Origin of the sequence: Phytobacter sp. V91 (assembly GCF_965644225.1) — a bacterium.
Taxonomy (GTDB): Bacteria; Pseudomonadota; Gammaproteobacteria; order Enterobacterales; family Enterobacteriaceae; genus CBFFRJ01.
On the sequence record NZ_CBFFRJ010000059.1, the window covers coordinates 13,259 to 29,988 of the forward strand.

17 protein-coding genes are annotated in these 16,730 nt (G+C 53.6%); 12 read left to right on the plus strand and 5 right to left on the minus strand.

Annotated elements, in window-relative coordinates; all coding sequences use genetic code 11:
• Positions 1 to 12: 12 nt before the first annotated feature.
• The 3 genes from pspC to pspA form a co-directional block, all read right to left on the minus strand.
• Positions 13 to 372, minus strand: a complete 360-nt coding sequence (gene pspC / locus ACSZO4_RS13550) for an envelope stress response membrane protein PspC (protein WP_437889497.1) — start codon at positions 370 to 372, stop codon at positions 13 to 15.
• Positions 372 to 596: an envelope stress response membrane protein PspB gene (gene pspB / locus ACSZO4_RS13555; protein WP_437889498.1), complete on the minus strand. Its 225-nt coding sequence runs from the start codon at positions 594 to 596 to the stop codon at positions 372 to 374. Before pspB ends, pspC begins: the two co-directional genes overlap by 1 nt.
• Positions 597 to 663: 67 nt before the next feature.
• Positions 664 to 1,332, minus strand: a complete 669-nt coding sequence (gene pspA / locus ACSZO4_RS13560; RefSeq protein WP_437889499.1) for a phage shock protein PspA — start codon at positions 1,330 to 1,332, stop codon at positions 664 to 666.
• Between the two features lie 167 nt (positions 1,333 to 1,499).
• On the opposite strand from pspA, the gene pspF reads away from it, so the two are divergent.
• The 10 genes from pspF (at position 1,500) to pdeR (ending at position 14,498) form a co-directional block, all read left to right on the plus strand.
• Complete coding sequence (pspF, locus tag ACSZO4_RS13565; RefSeq protein WP_437889500.1) at positions 1,500 to 2,480, plus strand: phage shock protein operon transcriptional activator; 981 nt, start codon at positions 1,500 to 1,502, stop codon at positions 2,478 to 2,480.
• 98 nt (positions 2,481 to 2,578) lie between these two features.
• Positions 2,579 to 4,219 carry an ABC transporter substrate-binding protein SapA gene (sapA, locus tag ACSZO4_RS13570; RefSeq protein WP_437889501.1) on the plus strand — a complete coding sequence of 547 codons (1,641 nt, stop codon included), beginning with the start codon at positions 2,579 to 2,581 and terminating at the stop codon, positions 4,217 to 4,219.
• The gene (gene sapB, locus ACSZO4_RS13575) at positions 4,216 to 5,181 is read left to right on the plus strand and encodes a putrescine export ABC transporter permease SapB (RefSeq protein WP_437889502.1); all 966 of its coding nucleotides are present in this window, start codon (positions 4,216 to 4,218) and stop codon (positions 5,179 to 5,181) included. Before sapA ends, sapB begins: the two co-directional genes overlap by 4 nt.
• The gene (gene sapC, locus ACSZO4_RS13580; RefSeq protein ID WP_437889503.1) at positions 5,168 to 6,058 is read left to right on the plus strand and encodes a putrescine export ABC transporter permease SapC; all 891 of its coding nucleotides are present in this window, start codon (positions 5,168 to 5,170) and stop codon (positions 6,056 to 6,058) included. Before sapB ends, sapC begins: the two co-directional genes overlap by 14 nt.
• Positions 6,058 to 7,050: a putrescine export ABC transporter ATP-binding protein SapD gene (gene sapD, locus ACSZO4_RS13585; RefSeq protein WP_437889504.1), complete on the plus strand. Its 993-nt coding sequence runs from the start codon at positions 6,058 to 6,060 to the stop codon at positions 7,048 to 7,050. The genes sapC and sapD overlap by 1 nt, the downstream gene beginning before the upstream one ends.
• Position 7,051: 1 nt before the next feature.
• Positions 7,052 to 7,858 carry a putrescine export ABC transporter ATP-binding protein SapF gene (gene sapF / locus ACSZO4_RS13590; protein ID WP_437889505.1) on the plus strand — a complete coding sequence of 269 codons (807 nt, stop codon included), beginning with the start codon at positions 7,052 to 7,054 and terminating at the stop codon, positions 7,856 to 7,858.
• 123 nt (positions 7,859 to 7,981) lie between these two features.
• Positions 7,982 to 8,770: an enoyl-ACP reductase FabI gene (gene fabI, locus ACSZO4_RS13595; protein ID WP_437889506.1), complete on the plus strand. Its 789-nt coding sequence runs from the start codon at positions 7,982 to 7,984 to the stop codon at positions 8,768 to 8,770.
• Between the two features lie 212 nt (positions 8,771 to 8,982).
• Positions 8,983 to 10,140 (plus strand): CMD domain-containing protein, encoded by a 1,158-nt coding sequence (locus ACSZO4_RS13600; protein WP_437889507.1) that lies wholly within the window; start codon positions 8,983 to 8,985, stop codon positions 10,138 to 10,140.
• Positions 10,141 to 10,267: 127 nt separating this feature from the next.
• The gene (locus ACSZO4_RS13605) at positions 10,268 to 12,202 is read left to right on the plus strand and encodes an exoribonuclease II (RefSeq protein WP_437889508.1); all 1,935 of its coding nucleotides are present in this window, start codon (positions 10,268 to 10,270) and stop codon (positions 12,200 to 12,202) included.
• A gap of 310 nt (positions 12,203 to 12,512) precedes the next feature.
• The gene (gene pdeR, locus ACSZO4_RS13610) at positions 12,513 to 14,498 is read left to right on the plus strand and encodes a cyclic di-GMP phosphodiesterase (protein ID WP_437889509.1); all 1,986 of its coding nucleotides are present in this window, start codon (positions 12,513 to 12,515) and stop codon (positions 14,496 to 14,498) included.
• Position 14,499: 1 nt separating this feature from the next.
• Here pdeR and ACSZO4_RS13615 read toward each other — a convergent pair whose 3' ends face one another.
• Positions 14,500 to 15,369, minus strand: a complete 870-nt coding sequence (locus ACSZO4_RS13615; RefSeq protein WP_437889510.1) for a crotonase/enoyl-CoA hydratase family protein — start codon at positions 15,367 to 15,369, stop codon at positions 14,500 to 14,502.
• Positions 15,370 to 15,562: 193 nt separating this feature from the next.
• On the opposite strand from ACSZO4_RS13615, the gene yciZ reads away from it, so the two are divergent.
• Entirely contained in the window at positions 15,563 to 15,745 is a 183-nt protein-coding gene (gene yciZ, locus ACSZO4_RS13620; RefSeq protein WP_437889511.1) for a protein YciZ/DeoL, read from the plus strand.
• Positions 15,746 to 15,836: 91 nt separating this feature from the next.
• Positions 15,837 to 16,595 carry a DNA-binding transcriptional regulator YciT gene (gene yciT / locus ACSZO4_RS13625; protein ID WP_437889512.1) on the plus strand — a complete coding sequence of 253 codons (759 nt, stop codon included), beginning with the start codon at positions 15,837 to 15,839 and terminating at the stop codon, positions 16,593 to 16,595.
• Here yciT and ACSZO4_RS13630 read toward each other — a convergent pair.
• Positions 16,551 to 16,730: hypothetical protein (locus tag ACSZO4_RS13630; RefSeq protein ID WP_437889513.1), on the minus strand; the 180-nt coding region annotated here is incomplete at its 5' end. The two genes, yciT and ACSZO4_RS13630, sit on opposite strands and share 45 nt — an antisense overlap.

Sequence of the window (16,730 nt, forward strand, 5' to 3'; positions counted from 1 at the left end):
TTTACCTCTTAATTAAAGCTGTCGAAAGCGACTACGCAGTGAAAAGGTATCGGAGGTCACGTAGCGCTCCATCTCCCGCAGTCGTTTTTCTCCGGCATCCAGCTCGGCATCAACCCGGTCCAGTAATTCGCGGCTGGTGGGGGAATTTTCACCCTCAGTGAAATTGTCCGGCAGCGGATCCAGTACAAACGTCATAATGATATAAGCCACCAGCACCGGGAAAAACAGCCCGAACAACATGGCCAGAGCCGTTATCAAACGGATCAATTTCACCGGGACGTCGAGATATTGTGCAACCCCGGCGCATACCCCTTTCACCATGCCCTGTTGAGGGATACGCCACAGTTTTTTATTCAGATTTAAACCGGCCATCAGCGATCTCTCCAGTTGGGATGCTCCGCATCAAGAATATCTTCCAGCGCCTGGATCCGTTCGCGCATGCGTCTTGCCTCATCGGTCAGTTCCGCCAGGCGTTGCTGCTCATTTTGCGAAAGCTCGCCCTGGGCAGAACGGTTGTTGTAATGCATCCATAACCAGACCGGTAAAACAAACAGAACGAACAACGTCAGGGGAATAGCCAGAAAAAGCGCGCTCATGTGTACTCCTTACAGGTGAAAAAGGGGCGGTATCTCCCGATACCGCCTGCAAAGTCAGTGCAGCCAGTTACTGATTATCCTGTTTCATTTTGGCTTTCAGCTGCGCCAGTTGCTCGCTGATTTCATCATCAGCTTTCAGCTCGGAAAACTGCTGATCCAGGCTTTTCTGTTTGCCAAAACCGTGACTTTCCGCTTCAGCTTCCATTTGATCAATACGACGTTCAAAAGATTCGAAACGCGCCATCGCCTCATCGATTTTGCCGCTGTCCAGCTGGCGACGCACATCGCGGGAAGAGTTCGCCGCCTGGTGGCGCAGAGTCAACGCCTGCTGACGCGCACGGGTTTCGCTCAGTTTATTCTCCAGCTCGCCGATCTCTTTCTTCATGCGGGTCAGGGTTTCATCCACCAGGGTAACTTCCTGCTCGAGGGTGTCGAAAATGGTGGTGACTTTTTGTTTCTCAATCAGTGCGGCACGAGCCAGATCTTCTTTCTCTCTGCGCAGCGCCAGTTCAGCCTTTTCCTGCCACTCTTCCTGCTGGGCGTTCGCCTGTTCGATACGACGCACCAGCTGTTTTTTCTCCGCCAGCGCACGGGCGGAGGTGGAACGAACTTCCACCAGCGTGTCTTCCATTTCCTGAATCATCAGACGCACCAGCTTTTGCGGATCCTCTGCCTTTTCCAGCAGCGAGTTGATGTTGGCGTTCACGATGTCGGCAAAACGAGAAAAAATACCCATAATATGTTCCTCTTGATTTCTGTAATCGGGCACGGCCCTGCTTACTGGCTATTACAAAGTTCGTGCCAGTTTTATAAACGATTGATTAAATTATAAATATTCAATTTTACCGCTGCGTCTTTTTAGACTACAGTGGTTAATAACGCTAACAAGTGGCGAATTTCATCATGAGTGAACATAAAGATAACCTCCTCGGCGAAGCCAACAGTTTTATTGAGGTCCTGGAGCAGGTTTCGCGCCTGGCCCCACTTGATAAGCCGGTACTGGTGATTGGTGAACGCGGTACCGGCAAAGAGTTGATTGCCAACCGGCTGCATTACCTCTCTTCCCGCTGGCAGGGGCCGTTTATTTCCCTCAACTGCGCCGCGTTAAATGAAAACTTACTCGACAGCGAGCTTTTCGGTCATGAGGCGGGTGCCTTTACCGGGGCACAAAAACGCCATCCCGGACGCTTTGAACGGGCTGACGGGGGAACCCTGTTTCTCGATGAACTGGCGACGGCCCCCATGCTGGTTCAGGAAAAACTGCTGCGGGTGATTGAGTATGGTGAACTTGAACGCGTGGGCGGCAGTCGGCCTTTGCAGGTAAACGTCAGGCTGGTGTGCGCCACCAATGCTGATTTACCGGAAATGGTAGACAAAGGTACTTTTCGTGCGGACCTGCTCGATCGCCTGGCCTTTGACGTGGTGCAGCTCCCGCCGCTGCGTCAGCGCCAGAGCGATATCATGTTGCTGGCGGAGCATTTCGCAATCCAGATGTGCCGTGAGCTGGGTTTACCGCTGTTTTCCGGGTTCAGCAGCCAGGCAAAGGAAACCCTGTTGCATCACCGCTGGCCGGGCAATATTCGTGAACTGAAAAACGTTGTAGAACGTTCGGTATATCGCCACGGATCCAGTGAAAGTCCGCTGGATGAAATTATTATTGACCCTTTTAACCGCCAGACGCCGCCATCGTCCGAAGAGCCCCAGCTAACGCCCGGCCTGCCCTCGTTGCCCGTTGACCTGCGTAGCTTTCAGCTTTATCAGGAGAAAGAGCTGCTGCTTAACAGCCTGCAACAGGCAAAATTTAACCAGAAACGGGCCGCTGAACTTTTAGGTTTAACCTATCACCAGCTGCGGGCATTGTTGAAAAAACACCAGATAAGCTGAAATCGCCGACAATAGCAGCAGTCAATATCAGACTTTTGTACGCAGGCCTGGCAAGTGCGATACACTTTACTCATGAATCTAAAAACGTTGAATAAATCATGCGTCTGGTTTTCCCTTTCCTGCTATTGAGCGCCAGCATATTCTCAGGTGTTGCCCTGGCGGCATCACCCCAGTCTGCACGTGCCGATATTCGCGATAGCGGTTTCGTTTACTGCGTCAACGGGCAGATCAGTACGTTTAACCCGCAGAAGGCCGGCAGTGGATTGATAGTGGATACCCTGGCCGCACAGCTGTATGACCGCCTGCTGGATGTCGATCCCTATACCTATCGCCTGGTGCCGGAATTAGCGGAAAGCTGGGAAGTGCTGGATAATGGCGCGACCTACCGTTTTCATCTGCGCGAAGGCGTGAATTTCCAGACCACCCCCTGGTTTACCCCGCGCCGGACGCTGAATGCCGATGATGTGGTCTTTACCTTTCAGCGTATTTTCAACCGGGAACATCCATGGCATAACGTCAATGGCAGTGCATTCCCCTATTTCGACAGCCTGCAATTTGCCGATTCGGTTCAGAGCGTTCGCAAGCTGGATAACCACACGGTCGAGTTTCGCCTGCGTCAGCCGGACGCCTCATTTTTGTGGCATCTGGCAACCCATTACGCTTCGGTTATGTCGGCAGAATATGCCAATACGCTGGCCAAAAATGACCGCCAGGAACTGCTCGATCGCCAGCCCGTCGGCACCGGCCCGTTCCAGTTAGCGGATTACCGTGCCGGGCAATATGTTCGCTTACAGCGCCACGCTCGTTTCTGGCGCGGCACGCCGCTGATGCCTCAGGTAGTGGTCGATTTAGGCTCCGGCGGTACCGGGCGGTTGTCCAAACTGCTGACGGGCGAGTGCGATGTGCTGGCCTGGCCCGCAGCCAGTCAGCTCACGATTTTGCGTGATGACCCGCGTCTGCGCCTTACGCTGCGTCCAGGGATGAACATCGCCTATCTGGCGTTTAATACCGACAAACCGCCGCTTAACAATCCTGAGGTGCGTCACGCCCTGGCGCTGGCGATTAATAACCAGCGTCTGATGCAGTCGATTTATTACGGAACCGCAGAAACCGCCGCATCGATCCTGCCGCGCGCCTCCTGGGCCTATGACAGCGAAGCCAAAGTGACGGCCTACGATCCGGCGCAATCCCGCGCCCGTCTCAAAGCGCTGGGGCTGGAGAATCTGACCCTGCAACTGTGGGTCCCCACGACCTCCCAGGCGTGGAACCCAAGCCCGTTAAAAACCGCTGAACTTATTCAGGCCGATATGGCCCAGGTCGGGGTTAAAGTGGTGATTGTGCCGGTAGAAGGCCGCTTCCAGGAAGCCCGGCTGATGGACATGAATCACGATCTCACCCTCTCCGGTTGGGCGACTGACAGTAACGACCCGGACAGTTTTTTCCGCCCGTTACTAAGCTGTGCGGCCATTGATTCGCAGACCAACTTCGCCCACTGGTGTCAGCGTGACTTTGATGATGTGCTGAAAAAAGCCCTCCTCTCGCAGCAGCTTTCGGCGCGCATTGACGCCTATGATGAAGCGCAAAAAATTCTGGCGGAGGGGTTGCCCGTTCTGCCGCTGGCGTCATCCCTGCGCCTGCAGGCTTACCGCTATGATATTAAAGGACTGGTGTTGAGCCCCTTCGGGAGTGCCTCATTCGCTGGCGTCTCGCGGGAAAAAGAAGAGGTGAAAAAACCATGATTATCTTTACCTTACGCCGTCTTCTGCTGCTTATCATGACCCTGTTTTTACTGACATTTGTAGGTTTCAGTCTTAATTATTTCACTCCCCACGCTCCGCTTCAGGGCGCTTCCTTATGGAATGCCTGGGTCTTCTGGTTTAGCGGCCTGTTGCACTGGGATTTCGGTGTTTCGAGCATTAACGGACAGTTAATTTCAGAGCAGCTTAAAGACGTTTTCCCGGCCACCATGGAGTTGTGTCTGCTGGCATTTGGTTTTGCCTTACTGATTGGCATCCCGGTCGGAATGCTGGCGGGCATCATGCGCAATAAGTGGCAGGATAAGTTCATCAGCGCTCTGGCGCTGCTAGGGTTTTCCATTCCGGTTTTCTGGCTGGCGCTGCTGCTGACGATGTTCTTTTCGCTGACGCTGGGCTGGCTGCCGGTTTCCGTCCGTTTTGATCTGCTCTATGAGGTCAAAAACGTTACTGGTTTTGCCATTATCGACGCCTGGCTTTCAGATTCTCCCTGGCGTGAAGAGATGATAATGAGTGCGGTACGCCATATGGTCCTGCCGGTGCTGACCCTGGCCGTAGCCCCCACTACCGAAGTGATTCGACTGATGCGGATCAGCACCATTGAAGTGTTTGATAATAACTACATCAAAGCCGCTGCAACCCGTGGGATTTCCCGACTGACCATTCTGCGTCGCCATGTGCTGCATAATGCGCTTCCTCCGGTGATCCCCCGCCTGGGTCTGCAATTTTCCACCATGCTGACGCTGGCGATGATCACCGAAATGGTGTTCAGTTGGCCGGGACTGGGACGCTGGATCATTAACGCTGTTCGTCAGCAGGATTATGCGGCGATTTCGGCAGGCGTGATGGTGATTGGCTCGCTGGTGATTATTGTCAACGTGCTTTCTGACATTCTGGGCGCACTGGCGAACCCGTTGAAACATAAGGAATGGTATGCCTTACGATAGCGTCTACAGCGAAAAGCGGCCACCAGGCGCTCTGCGCACGGTGTGGCGCAAATTCTATGGTGATACCACGGCGATGATTGGCCTGTACGGCTGCGTCGGGCTGGCGGTGCTGTGTATTTTTGGCGGCTGGTTTGCCCCTTATGGCATTGACCAGCAGTTTCTTGGCTATCAGCTATTGCCGCCTTCCTGGTCCCGGTATGGCGAGGTCTCCTTTTTCCTCGGCACCGACGATCTTGGCCGCGATGTGTTAAGCCGTCTGCTCAGCGGTGCCACGCCAACCGTCGGCGGTGCCTTGCTGGTCACTCTCGCCGCCACTATTTTTGGTCTGCTGTTAGGCGTCATAGCCGGAGCCACTCATGGCCTGCGTTCGGCGGTACTGAACCATATTCTCGATACGCTGTTGTCCATCCCCTCTTTGCTGCTGGCCATCATCGTGGTCGCTTTCGCAGGGCCACACCTCTCACACGCCATGTTTGCGGTCTGGCTGGCGATATTGCCGCGAATGGTGCGTTCCATCTACAGCATGGTCCACGATGAACTGGAAAAAGAGTACGTTATCGCCGCGCGTCTCGATGGCGCATCGACCCTCAATATCCTGTGGTTTGCCGTCCTGCCCAATATGACCTCCGGGCTGGTGACGGAAATTACCCGCTCATTGTCCGTCGCTATTCTGGATATTGCCGCCCTCGGTTTTCTCGATCTCGGGGCGCAACTGCCCTCTCCGGAATGGGGCGCGATGCTCGGTGACGCCCTCGAGCTGATTTATGTCGCGCCCTGGACCGTGATGCTCCCCGGCGTGGCTATTATGCTCAGTGTTCTGCTGGTCAATCTGTTCGGCGACGGTATTCGCCGGGCCATTAATGCGGGGGTGGAATAATGCCGCTGCTTGATATTCGTAATCTGACCATCGAAGTGAAAACCGGTGAAAACTGGGTCAAAGCCGTGGACAGGGTCAGCCTGACGCTGGCTGAGGGGGAAATTCGCGGCCTAGTGGGCGAGTCCGGCTCAGGAAAAAGCCTTATCGCCAAGGCTATCTGCGGCGTCAGCAAAGAGAACTGGCGGGTAACCGCCGACCGGATGCGTTTTGACGATATCGACCTGATGCGTCTCTCCGCGCGTGAACGGCGTAAGCTGCTCGGCCATAACGTGTCGATGATTTTCCAGGAGCCGCAGTCCTGCCTGGATCCCTCGGAGCGGATTGGCAAACAGCTGATGCAAAACATCCCCGGTTGGACGTGGAAAGGGAGTCTGTTTCAACGTTTCGGCTGGCGTAAGCGCCGGGCAATTGAACTGCTTCACCGGGTAGGCATTAAAGATCATAAAGATGCAATGCGCAGCTTCCCTTATGAGCTGACCGACGGCGAATGCCAGAAAGTGATGATCGCCATTGCGCTGGCGAATCAGCCTCGCCTGTTGATTGCCGATGAGCCAACAAACGCAATGGAGCCCACTACCAAGGCGCAGATTTTCCGTTTGCTCACCAGACTGAATCAGAATAACAACACCACCATTTTGCTGATCAGTCATGATTTGCAGATGCTGAGTAAATGGGCCGATCGGATCAACGTGATGTACTGCGGTCAGACGGTCGAAACCGCGCCGAGCGAGGAGCTGGTGACAACGCCGCATCACCCTTATACCCAGGCGCTTATCAGGGCGATCCCCGATTTTGGCAGCGCCATGCCGCACAAGAGCCGTTTGAACACCATGCCGGGCGCGATCCCGCTGCTTGAACAGCTTCCCATTGGCTGTCGGCTCGGACCTCGCTGCCCCTACGCACAACGCAAATGTATTGAAAGGCCGCATCTGTCGGGAGCCAAAAGCCATCTGTATGCCTGCCATTTCCCGCTGAATATGGAGAGAGAGTGAGATGGTTGAGACCTTGCTCGAAGTACGCAATCTGAGTAAGACCTTTCGCTACCGCACCGGCTGGTTCCGTCAGCAAACCGTGGAAGCCGTGAAACCGCTCAGTTTTACGCTCAGAGAAAAACAGACGCTGGCCATTATTGGTGAAAACGGCTCGGGTAAATCGACGCTGGCGAAAATGCTCGCCGGGATGGTAGAGCCAAGCACCGGTGCGTTACTCATTGATGACCACCCGTTGCACTATGGTGATTATTCGTTTCGCAGCCAGCGTATTCGCATGATTTTTCAGGATCCGTCAACGTCGCTGAATCCACGGCAGCGTATTTCACAGATCCTTGATTTCCCGTTGCGACTTAACACCGACCTTGAGCCCGAAGCCCGGCAAAAGCGGATCTATGAAACCCTGCGCATGGTCGGGTTACTGCCGGATCATGCCAGCTATTACCCCTATATGTTTGCGCCCGGTCAAAAGCAGCGTCTGGGGCTTGCGCGGGCGCTGATCCTGCGGCCCAAAGTGATTATTGCCGATGAAGCCCTGGCCTCGCTGGATATGTCGATGCGCTCGCAATTAATTAATCTGATGCTGGAATTACAGGAAAAGCAGGGTATCGCTTATATTTATGTCACCCAGCATATCGGTATGATGAAGCACATCAGCGATCAGGTCCTGGTGATGCATCAGGGGGAAGTCGTCGAGCGTGGCAGCACGGCCAGCGTACTGGCTTCACCCCTGCACGATCTGACTAAGCGTTTGATTGCCGGTCATTTTGGCGAAGCATTGACCGCCGATGCCTGGCGACAGGACCGCTAAGGCCATTATGCCGTTCAGTGGTCGGATTAACTCATACGGCGACTCATGTTAGAATCGCCGCGTTTTAACAACGATCCGCATTTAATGCAGATCGCATAACAGTAACTATAAGGATTAAAAGCTATGGGTTTTCTTACCGGTAAGCGCATTCTGGTAACCGGCGTTGCCAGCAAACTTTCCATCGCCTTCGGTATCGCGCAGGCTATGCACCGTGAAGGGGCTGAGCTGGCGTTCACCTATCAGAACGACAAACTGAAAGGCCGTGTTGAAGAGTTTGCCGCTCAACTGGGTTCCAGCATCGTGCTGCCTTGTGACGTTGCGGAAGATGCCAGCATCGAAAACCTGTTCAGCGAACTGGTTAAAGTTTGGCCGAAGTTTGACGGTTTCGTTCACTCCATCGGTTTTGCTCCTGGCGACCAGCTGGACGGCGACTACGTGAACGCGGTAACCCGCGACGGTTTCAAAATCGCCCACGACATCAGCTCTTACAGCTTCGTAGCTCTGGCCAAAGCCTGCCGTGAAATGCTGAACCCGGGTTCTGCCCTGCTGACCCTCTCCTACCTCGGCGCTGAACGCGCTATCCCGAACTATAACGTGATGGGTCTGGCGAAAGCTTCTCTGGAAGCCAACGTTCGCTATATGGCCAATGCAATGGGTCCGGAAGGTATTCGTGTTAACGGTATTTCTGCTGGTCCAATCCGTACTCTGGCGGCATCCGGCATTAAAGATTTCCGTAAAATGCTGGCCCACTGTGAAGCGGTAACCCCGATTCGCCGTACCGTCACCATCGAAGATGTGGGTAACTCCGCAGCCTTCCTGTGCTCTGACCTGTCCGCAGGTATTTCCGGCGAAGTGGTTCATGTTGACGGCGGTTTCAGCATCGCCGCAATGAACGAGCTGGAACTGAAATAATCCCCTTATACCCCCCAGTCCTGGGGGGTATTTTCTTTCTATACTCCCTGCCCCGCCTTATACATTCAGGTTATATAGCTTTCTGATATTTATTATCACCTAACATTCTTTCATCCCCCTCTCCGCTTACGCCAGGATAAAGCAGCGAAATAGATCCGCCGTATCTGCGCAATACCCCGTTCGGATCGCCACTTTCAGACCAAGGAACGACCATGGAACAACGCCGTTTTTCTGGCAAAAGCCACTGGTATCATGAAACCCAGTCGAGCGCGCGTCACCCACAGACGCTGCCGCTCGTGCCCGAAGCGGCACGTGTGGAGGACCCCTTTCTGCTCGACCTGTTATTACCCGTTGATGTGATTGATGCATCTCAGCTCTGGCTAACACCGGCAATAAAACTCTATGGCCTTCTCTTTCCGCAACGGGTGACGGTAAATCGTCTGCGCACCCTGAGCATGTATGACCGGCTGAGTACCGCTCTGACCGTCGCCCAGGTATATGGTGTGCAACGGCTGTGTAATCACTATGCTGCGCGTCTGGCCCCGCAAACAGGCCCGGATTCATCCCGCGAGAGTAATCACCGGCTGGCGCAAATTACCCAGTATGCCCGCCAGCTGGCCGCGTCACCGGAGGTGATTGATGCCCGCGCCCGTCAGCAGCTCGATGATGTAGGTCTGACCGACTATGACACTATTCTGATGGCGCAGATCATCGGGTATGTGGGTTTCCAGGCGCGCGTTGTTGCCGGACTTCAGGCGCTCGCAGGACAACCAGTGCGCCTGATCCCTGGAATGGCAATGCAGCAGGAAGCGCCATCTGGCTTGTTTGATGCGCCTTCCTGCCAGTGGACCGCCGGGATCGCAGGCGTCGATCTGCGGGTTGCCAGCGCCCGGCAACTGGAATCTCTTGCGGCCTGGCAACCGCAGCCCGCGTTTCGTCTGCTGGCCCCGGTGCTGGCCCATGAATCCCCGCTACTGGATCTGCTCGCAGAGATCTACACCAGCGCACAACCGGCTCTGGGGGATGAAACCGTCAGCGAACTGATTGCCCTCTATAGCGCCAGAATCAACGGCAGCCCGCATTGCTTTACTGAAAGCCAGCAGCGCTGGAGCGGCAGTGAGGAACAGGCCGATGCGGTTCGTTATGGCAGCCGCACGCTCAAACTCCATGAGCAAACCAGCGCCCCAGTGGGCGCCATTATCCAGGCCGTCAGGATGCTCTCCTGTGCGCCTGACCGTTTTAGCCCTGCGCATTTCTCGGCGCTGTTAACCAACGGTTTTACCCCGTCATCCGCCCTTGGGGTGGTGGTCTGGTGTGCGCTGTGCGGCTGGCTTAATCGACTGAAAATAGCCCTCGGCGATGTCGGGTAACTTTTTATCGCCTACGGTGGCTTAATGCTTAGCCTTCGCAAGGGATTTTGCCCAAAGAGCGCTTGCTGCAACCCCCAGATTCGCGTAAAACTGTCAGCCGCTCTTTCAGCCACGAAAATAGAAAACTATGTTTCAGGATAACCCGCTGCTCGCGCAGCTAAAACAGCAACTTCATTCCCAAACACCTCGTGCGGAAGGTGTCGTGAAAGCCACGGAAAAAGGCTTTGGTTTCCTCGAAGTCGATGCGCAAAAAAGCTATTTCATCCCGCCGCCGCAGATGAAAAAAGTGATGCATGGCGATCGCATTATTGCCGTTGTCCATACTGAAAAAGATCGGGAATCCGCTGAGCCGGAAGAGCTGGTTGAGCCATTCCTGTCACGTTTTGTCGGCAGAGTTCAACGCAAAGACGATCGTCTTTCTATTGTTCCCGATCATCCGTTAATCAAGGACGTTATTCCCTGCCGCGCAGATCGTGACGTGGCCCATGATTTTAAAGATGGTGACTGGGCGGTAGCCGAAATGCGCCGTCACCCGCTTAAAGGCGATCGCACCTTCTACGCTGAACTGACCCAGTTTATTACCTTTGGCGACGATCATTTCGTTCCCTGGTGGGTAACCCTGGCGCGTCACAATCTTGAGAAAGAAGCACCGAACGGTGTGGCCAGCCAGATGCTGGACGAAAATCTGCAACGTATTGACCTGACCGCGCTGGAATTTGTGACCATTGACAGCGCCAGCACTGAAGATATGGACGATGCCCTGTTTGTTGAAGAGGCCGCTGACGGCAAGCTGCATCTGACCGTGGCGATTGCCGATCCGACCGCCTGGGTGGCACAAGGTAGTGATATCGACAACAACGCCAAAATTCGCGCGTTCACCAACTACCTGCCCGGTTTCAACATTCCAATGTTACCGCGCGAGCTGTCCGACGACCTGTGCTCGCTGCGCGCCAATGAAGTCCGCCCGGTGCTGGCCTGTCGCATGGTCATCGACAGGGAAGGAAGCATCGAAGACAACATTGAATTCTTTGCCGCCACCATCACCTCAAAAGCCAAACTGGTGTATGACGAGGTGTCTGACTGGTTAGAAAACAGCGGCGACTGGCAACCGCAGAACGACGAAATTGCCGCCCAGATCCGTCTGTTGCACCGTGTTTGCCTCGCCCGCGCTCAGTGGCGTCAAACCCACGCGCTGGTGTTCAAAGATCGCCCGGACTACCGTTTTATCCTCGGTGAGAAAGGCGAAGTGCTGGACATCGTGGCTGAACCACGGCGGATTGCTAACCGTATTGTTGAAGAGTCGATGATAGCCGCCAACATCTGCGCCGCTCGCGTGCTGTGTGATAAGCTCGGTTTTGGTGTCTACAACGTACATATGGGCTTTGATCCTGCCAGCAGCGAGCAACTCGCCGCACTGCTCAAAACCCATGGTATTGAGGTCGATGCGCAAGAGGTCCTGACCTTAAACGGCTTCTGCACCCTGCGTCGTGAGCTGGATGCTCAACCTTCTGGCTTCCTCGACAGCCGTATTCGCCGCTTCCAGTCATTTGCAGAAATCAGCATTGATCCAGGCCCGCACTTTGGTCTGGGTCTGGAGGCTTATGCCACCTGGACCTCGCCTATTCGTAAATACGGCGACATGATTAACCATCGCTTGCTCAAAGCGATTATCAAAGGTGAAACGCCAGCGCGTCCACAAGCTGAAATCACCGTACAGATGGCAGAGCGCCGTCGTCTGAACCGCATGGCGGAACGTGATGTCGGCGACTGGCTGTATGCCCGTTATCTGCAGGATAAAGCCGGAACTGACGTGCGCTTTGCGGCTGAAATTATCGATGTCAGCCGCGGGGGTATGCGTGTCCGTCTGGTGGACAACGGCGCAGTGGCGTTTATTCCAGCGCCCTTTATTCATGCGGTTCGGGATGAACTGGTATGCAGCCAGGAAACCGGCACCGTGCAGATTAAAGGTGAATCCGTGTTTAAGGTCACCGACGTTATTGATGTGACCATTGCCGAAGTGCGTATGGAAACACGCAGCGTTATCGCCCGTCCGGCAGTCTGATTATCTCTCTCATTCAGGCTCTTCCTCAGGAGGAGCCTGAATCCCCACAATGAATGCGGTTACACATGCATTTTTTCTCAATTCCTCCCACAAAACCTTTAAACCCGCCACAATAAAAAAATATCTGCACACAACGCCAGTCTTAACCTATGCAAATTTTACCCACCCGCTATATTTGTAAGCGGGACGCGTTGATTATGAGATTGTAAATAAAAACAATATGTTTTCCCTGGACTGCACCAGGCAAACAGATGGTTAATCCATCCTTAAATAAGTATCCGTTGCGCTTTTGGGTAGGTTGGGAGAGAGAATGAGAGACTTGCAGGAACAGAATTTACTGTTTCGTTATTTGGGCTCCAGCAGCCCTTCCTGGCGGTTAAGCGCGGACAGCAACGCCCTGCACTTCGCCCCTGATGAAGATTCTGACGTGAGCCAGGTGGTGACGCTCAGTGATGATCAGGCAATACAGCTGCGTCAGCTCACGGTCATTACCTCCAGTCTGACAATGCACCTTTCTTTATTCGGCGATGACATCCCGGTCCATCTCGTTGGGCGGAAAATCAATAAAAATGAATGGGCTGGCACCGCCTCTTCATGGCATGACACCTCTTCCGTGGCGCGTGATTTAGTGCAGGGGCTCTCCTTTGCCGAACAAGTGGTTTCTGAAGCCAACTCGGTTATCGTTATTCTCGACCGGCACGGTAATATTCAGCGCTTTAACCGTCTGTGTGAAGAATATACCGGGCTCAAAGAGCATGAAGTTATTGGTCAGAACGTCTTTAAGCTGTTTATGACCAAACAAGAAGCCGCCGCGTCCCGGCACAATATCAATGAATTCTTTCGCAATGGCTCATCCTATGAAGTCGAACGCTGGATTAAAACCCGCAAAGGGCAGCGCTTATTTCTGTTCCGCAATAAATTTGTCCACAGCGGCAGCGGTAAAAATGAAATATTTCTTATCTGTTCAGGTACGGATATTACAGAGGAGCGTCGGGCGCAGGAACGTTTACGCGTTTTAGCCAATACCGACACCATTACCGGATTACCCAATCGTAACGCTATCCATGAATTAATCAGTGCAGCGATTGAACATCGCGGCGACACGCAGGCTGGCGTCGTCTACCTCGATCTGGATAACTTTAAAAAAGTGAATGACGCCTACGGTCACATGTTTGGCGATCAGTTGCTTCAGGCTGTCTCGCTGGCCATTTTAAGCTGCCTCGATGAAGGCCAGGTACTGGCCAGGCTCGGGGGAGATGAATTTATCGTGCTGGCGACCGATACCTCCCAGAGCGCATTAGAGGCGATGGCGTCTCGGATTATTACCCGCTTACGTCAGCCATTTCGTATCGGTCTTATTGAGGTCTATACCGGCTGCTCACTGGGAATATCCGTTGCCCCACAGCACGGCAACGATCGCGAAAGTATTATTCGTAACGCCGATACGGCGATGTATATCGCGAAAGAGAATGGACGCGGTAAATTTTGTGTCTTTACGCCTGAAATGAATCAGCGCGTTTTCGAATATCTGTGGCTGGATACCAACCTGCGCAAAGCGCTGGATAAAGACCAGTTGGTTATCCATTACCAGCCCAAAGTGACCTGGCGCGGTGAAGTCCGCAGCCTCGAAGCGCTGGTACGCTGGCAGTCTCCGGAGCGCGGCCTTATCCCGCCGCTGGATTTTATTGCCTATGCCGAAGAGTCAGGGCTGATTGTTCCGCTGGGCCGTTGGGTGATGCTCGATGTGGTACGCCAGGTGGCAAAATGGCGTGACAAAGGCATTAATTTGCGGGTGGCGGTAAACGTTTCCGCCCGCCAGCTGGCGGATCAGACGATTTTTAGCGACCTGAAGCAGGCATTAAAGGATCTCAATTTTGAGTACTGCCCGATTGATGTTGAACTGACGGAAAGTTGCCTGATTGAGAACGAAGATCTGGCGCTGTCGCTGATCCAGCAGTTCAGTAAGCTTGGTTCCCAGGTGCATCTTGACGATTTTGGTACCGGTTATTCCTCCCTGTCACAGCTGGCGCGCTTCCCTATCGATGCCATCAAGCTGGACCAGTCCTTCGTCAAAAATATCCATAAGCAGTCGGTTTCTCAGTCGCTGGTGCGTGCCATTGTGGCAGTGGCGCAGGCGCTGAATTTACAGGTGATTGCTGAGGGTGTGGAAAGTACGAAAGAAGACGCCTTTCTGACCAAGAACGGCGTCAACGAACGACAGGGATTCTTATTTGCTAAACCCATGCCCGCTGCCGCATTCGAGCGATGGTATAAACGCTATCTGTCGCGAAAATAAATCAGCTGGCCCGACTTAGCGTGGTGGCTGCATGCCGGTTCTGTAACTGCACCAGACGTTCCATATAGGCAATGTCTTTGGGTTCCAGACAGAATGCAGCGTCAACCCAGTCTTCAGTAATGTCCATTAGCTCGCTGCGCGGAAGTTGCATGACCCGCTGGCGGGCGCGCAGCATCGCACGGACGCCATTGAGCCTTGGCTGCAGCGTGTCAATAAAGGTTCTGACTGCCATGTAGCCTTGCCCGGGTTCAAACAATTGATCCACCAGCCCATACTGTTCATACCATTCTGCGGTATGGGACTCTCCTTTATAGATAAGTTCTTCCGCCAGTTTCATGCCTGAGCGGCGAGCCACCAGTGAATATCCTCCCATGCCAGGGAAGTGGTTAAAGGCTATCTCAGGAAATCCGAGACGGGCATCGCGCTGTGCAAGAATGAAATGGTGCGCCAGTGCGGCTTCAAATCCTCCGCCCAGAGCGCTGCCTTCCACCATCGCCAGAGAAATGGCACCGGAATCGAAGCCACGGGACGCGGCATGTACGCAATCCACACAGGCACGGGCATAGGCCCGCAGCGCTTCACGTCGTCCGTTCTGGATACACTCGACAAAAAAGCGTAAATCCCCTCCGGTATTGTACATTCCGGGGACCAGCGAGCCTGTAACCCAGAAATCAACCGCAAATCCCGCCTGCCTGACCAGCCAGGAAGCATTCATGATCTCTTCGATTAATACGTGGTTAAAACAGGGACGGGGCTGCGCTCGCAACATCATCCATACCGTGCGCCGCTCTTCTTCGTAATAGCAGGAAAGCTGCGTAAAACGCTCAGTATCGGTAAAAAGTTTGCACGTAGCCTGGTTGATAACTGTCATAGACTTGATCCTCCGAAATAAAAGCGCGTAGTGCGCAAAGCAAGACTAATCCAGCAACAAACCCGACAGTATGTAAGTTAGTGAATATATAGTTGGTGCTTATAATATTTTGAGATTTCGTTTTTCTTCTTCTCTTTTTACACTGTTTTCTGCATCATTCATTTTGTTAATTTTCATACATAAAGGTGAAGACATGGCCGACATTGACGTAAAGCAACTGACCGGACGGATTGATACCGTGCTGGATATTCTGGTTGCCGGTGATTACCAATCCGCCATTCGTAACCTGGAGATCCTGAAGGCGGAATTGCAGCAACTCGAAACTGCAGGCCAGGACGGACTCAGCGGGCAACCCAAAACGCCCTGGGAAGTGTAATTAATATTCTGTCATCGCCCCGCTGCTGTGATGTTTCCTGTCGGGGCGAGTGATATCAATCCTTGCTGTAATAACACGAAAAATAGTAGCTATGAATTTCCGACAACAACGCATTCTCCAGACGGTTATTGATAAAGGCCGAATGAGCGTTTCGGATCTGGCAAAAATGACCGGCGTGTCCGAGGTCACTATTCGTCAGGATTTGAATACGCTGGAAAAAGAGAGTTATCTGCGCCGAACCCATGGATTTGCCGTCCCGCTGGACAGCGATGATGTCGAAACGCGGATGATGAATAATTACACCGTAAAGCGTGAGCTTGCAGATTTTGCCGCCTCGCAGGTGAAAGAAGGCGAAACGGTATTTATTGAGAATGGCAGCTGTAATGCCCTTCTCGCCCGCCGCCTTGGGGAACAGCGTGATATCACCATTATTACGGTGAGCAGCTATATCGCCCATTTACTGAAAGACGCACTGTGCGATGTGATCCTGCTGGGTGGTATCTACCAGAAGAAAAGCGAAAGTATGGTTGGTCCGCTGACGCGTCAGTTTGTGCAACAGGTGCACTTCAGCAAAGCCTTTATTGGTATTGATGGCTGGCTGCCTGAAACAGGGTTTACCGGCCGCGACATGATGCGTACCGATGTGGTCAATGCGGTGCTGGAAAAAGGCTGCGAGGCCATTGTGCTGACCGACAGCTCAAAATTTGGTGCCGTGCATCCGTACCCTTTAGGCGCGGGTAATCATTTTAACCGGGTGATAACCGATACGCGACTTCCGCAGGAAATCAGTGCGCAACTGCAACAATCAGGCCTGGTGGTTGATCTTGTCGACATCGCCGTTTCTGAGTAAGTGACAAAGCCCGCGAATGCGGGCTATCTCCTTCATATCTGAGATTATTCCGACCTGCCAGTAAGTATCCTCCGGCAGAGCCGGAGGCTTTAGGGTGAGCGCCTCAAAGGCGCCGACAAACCATGAGCCGCCCAA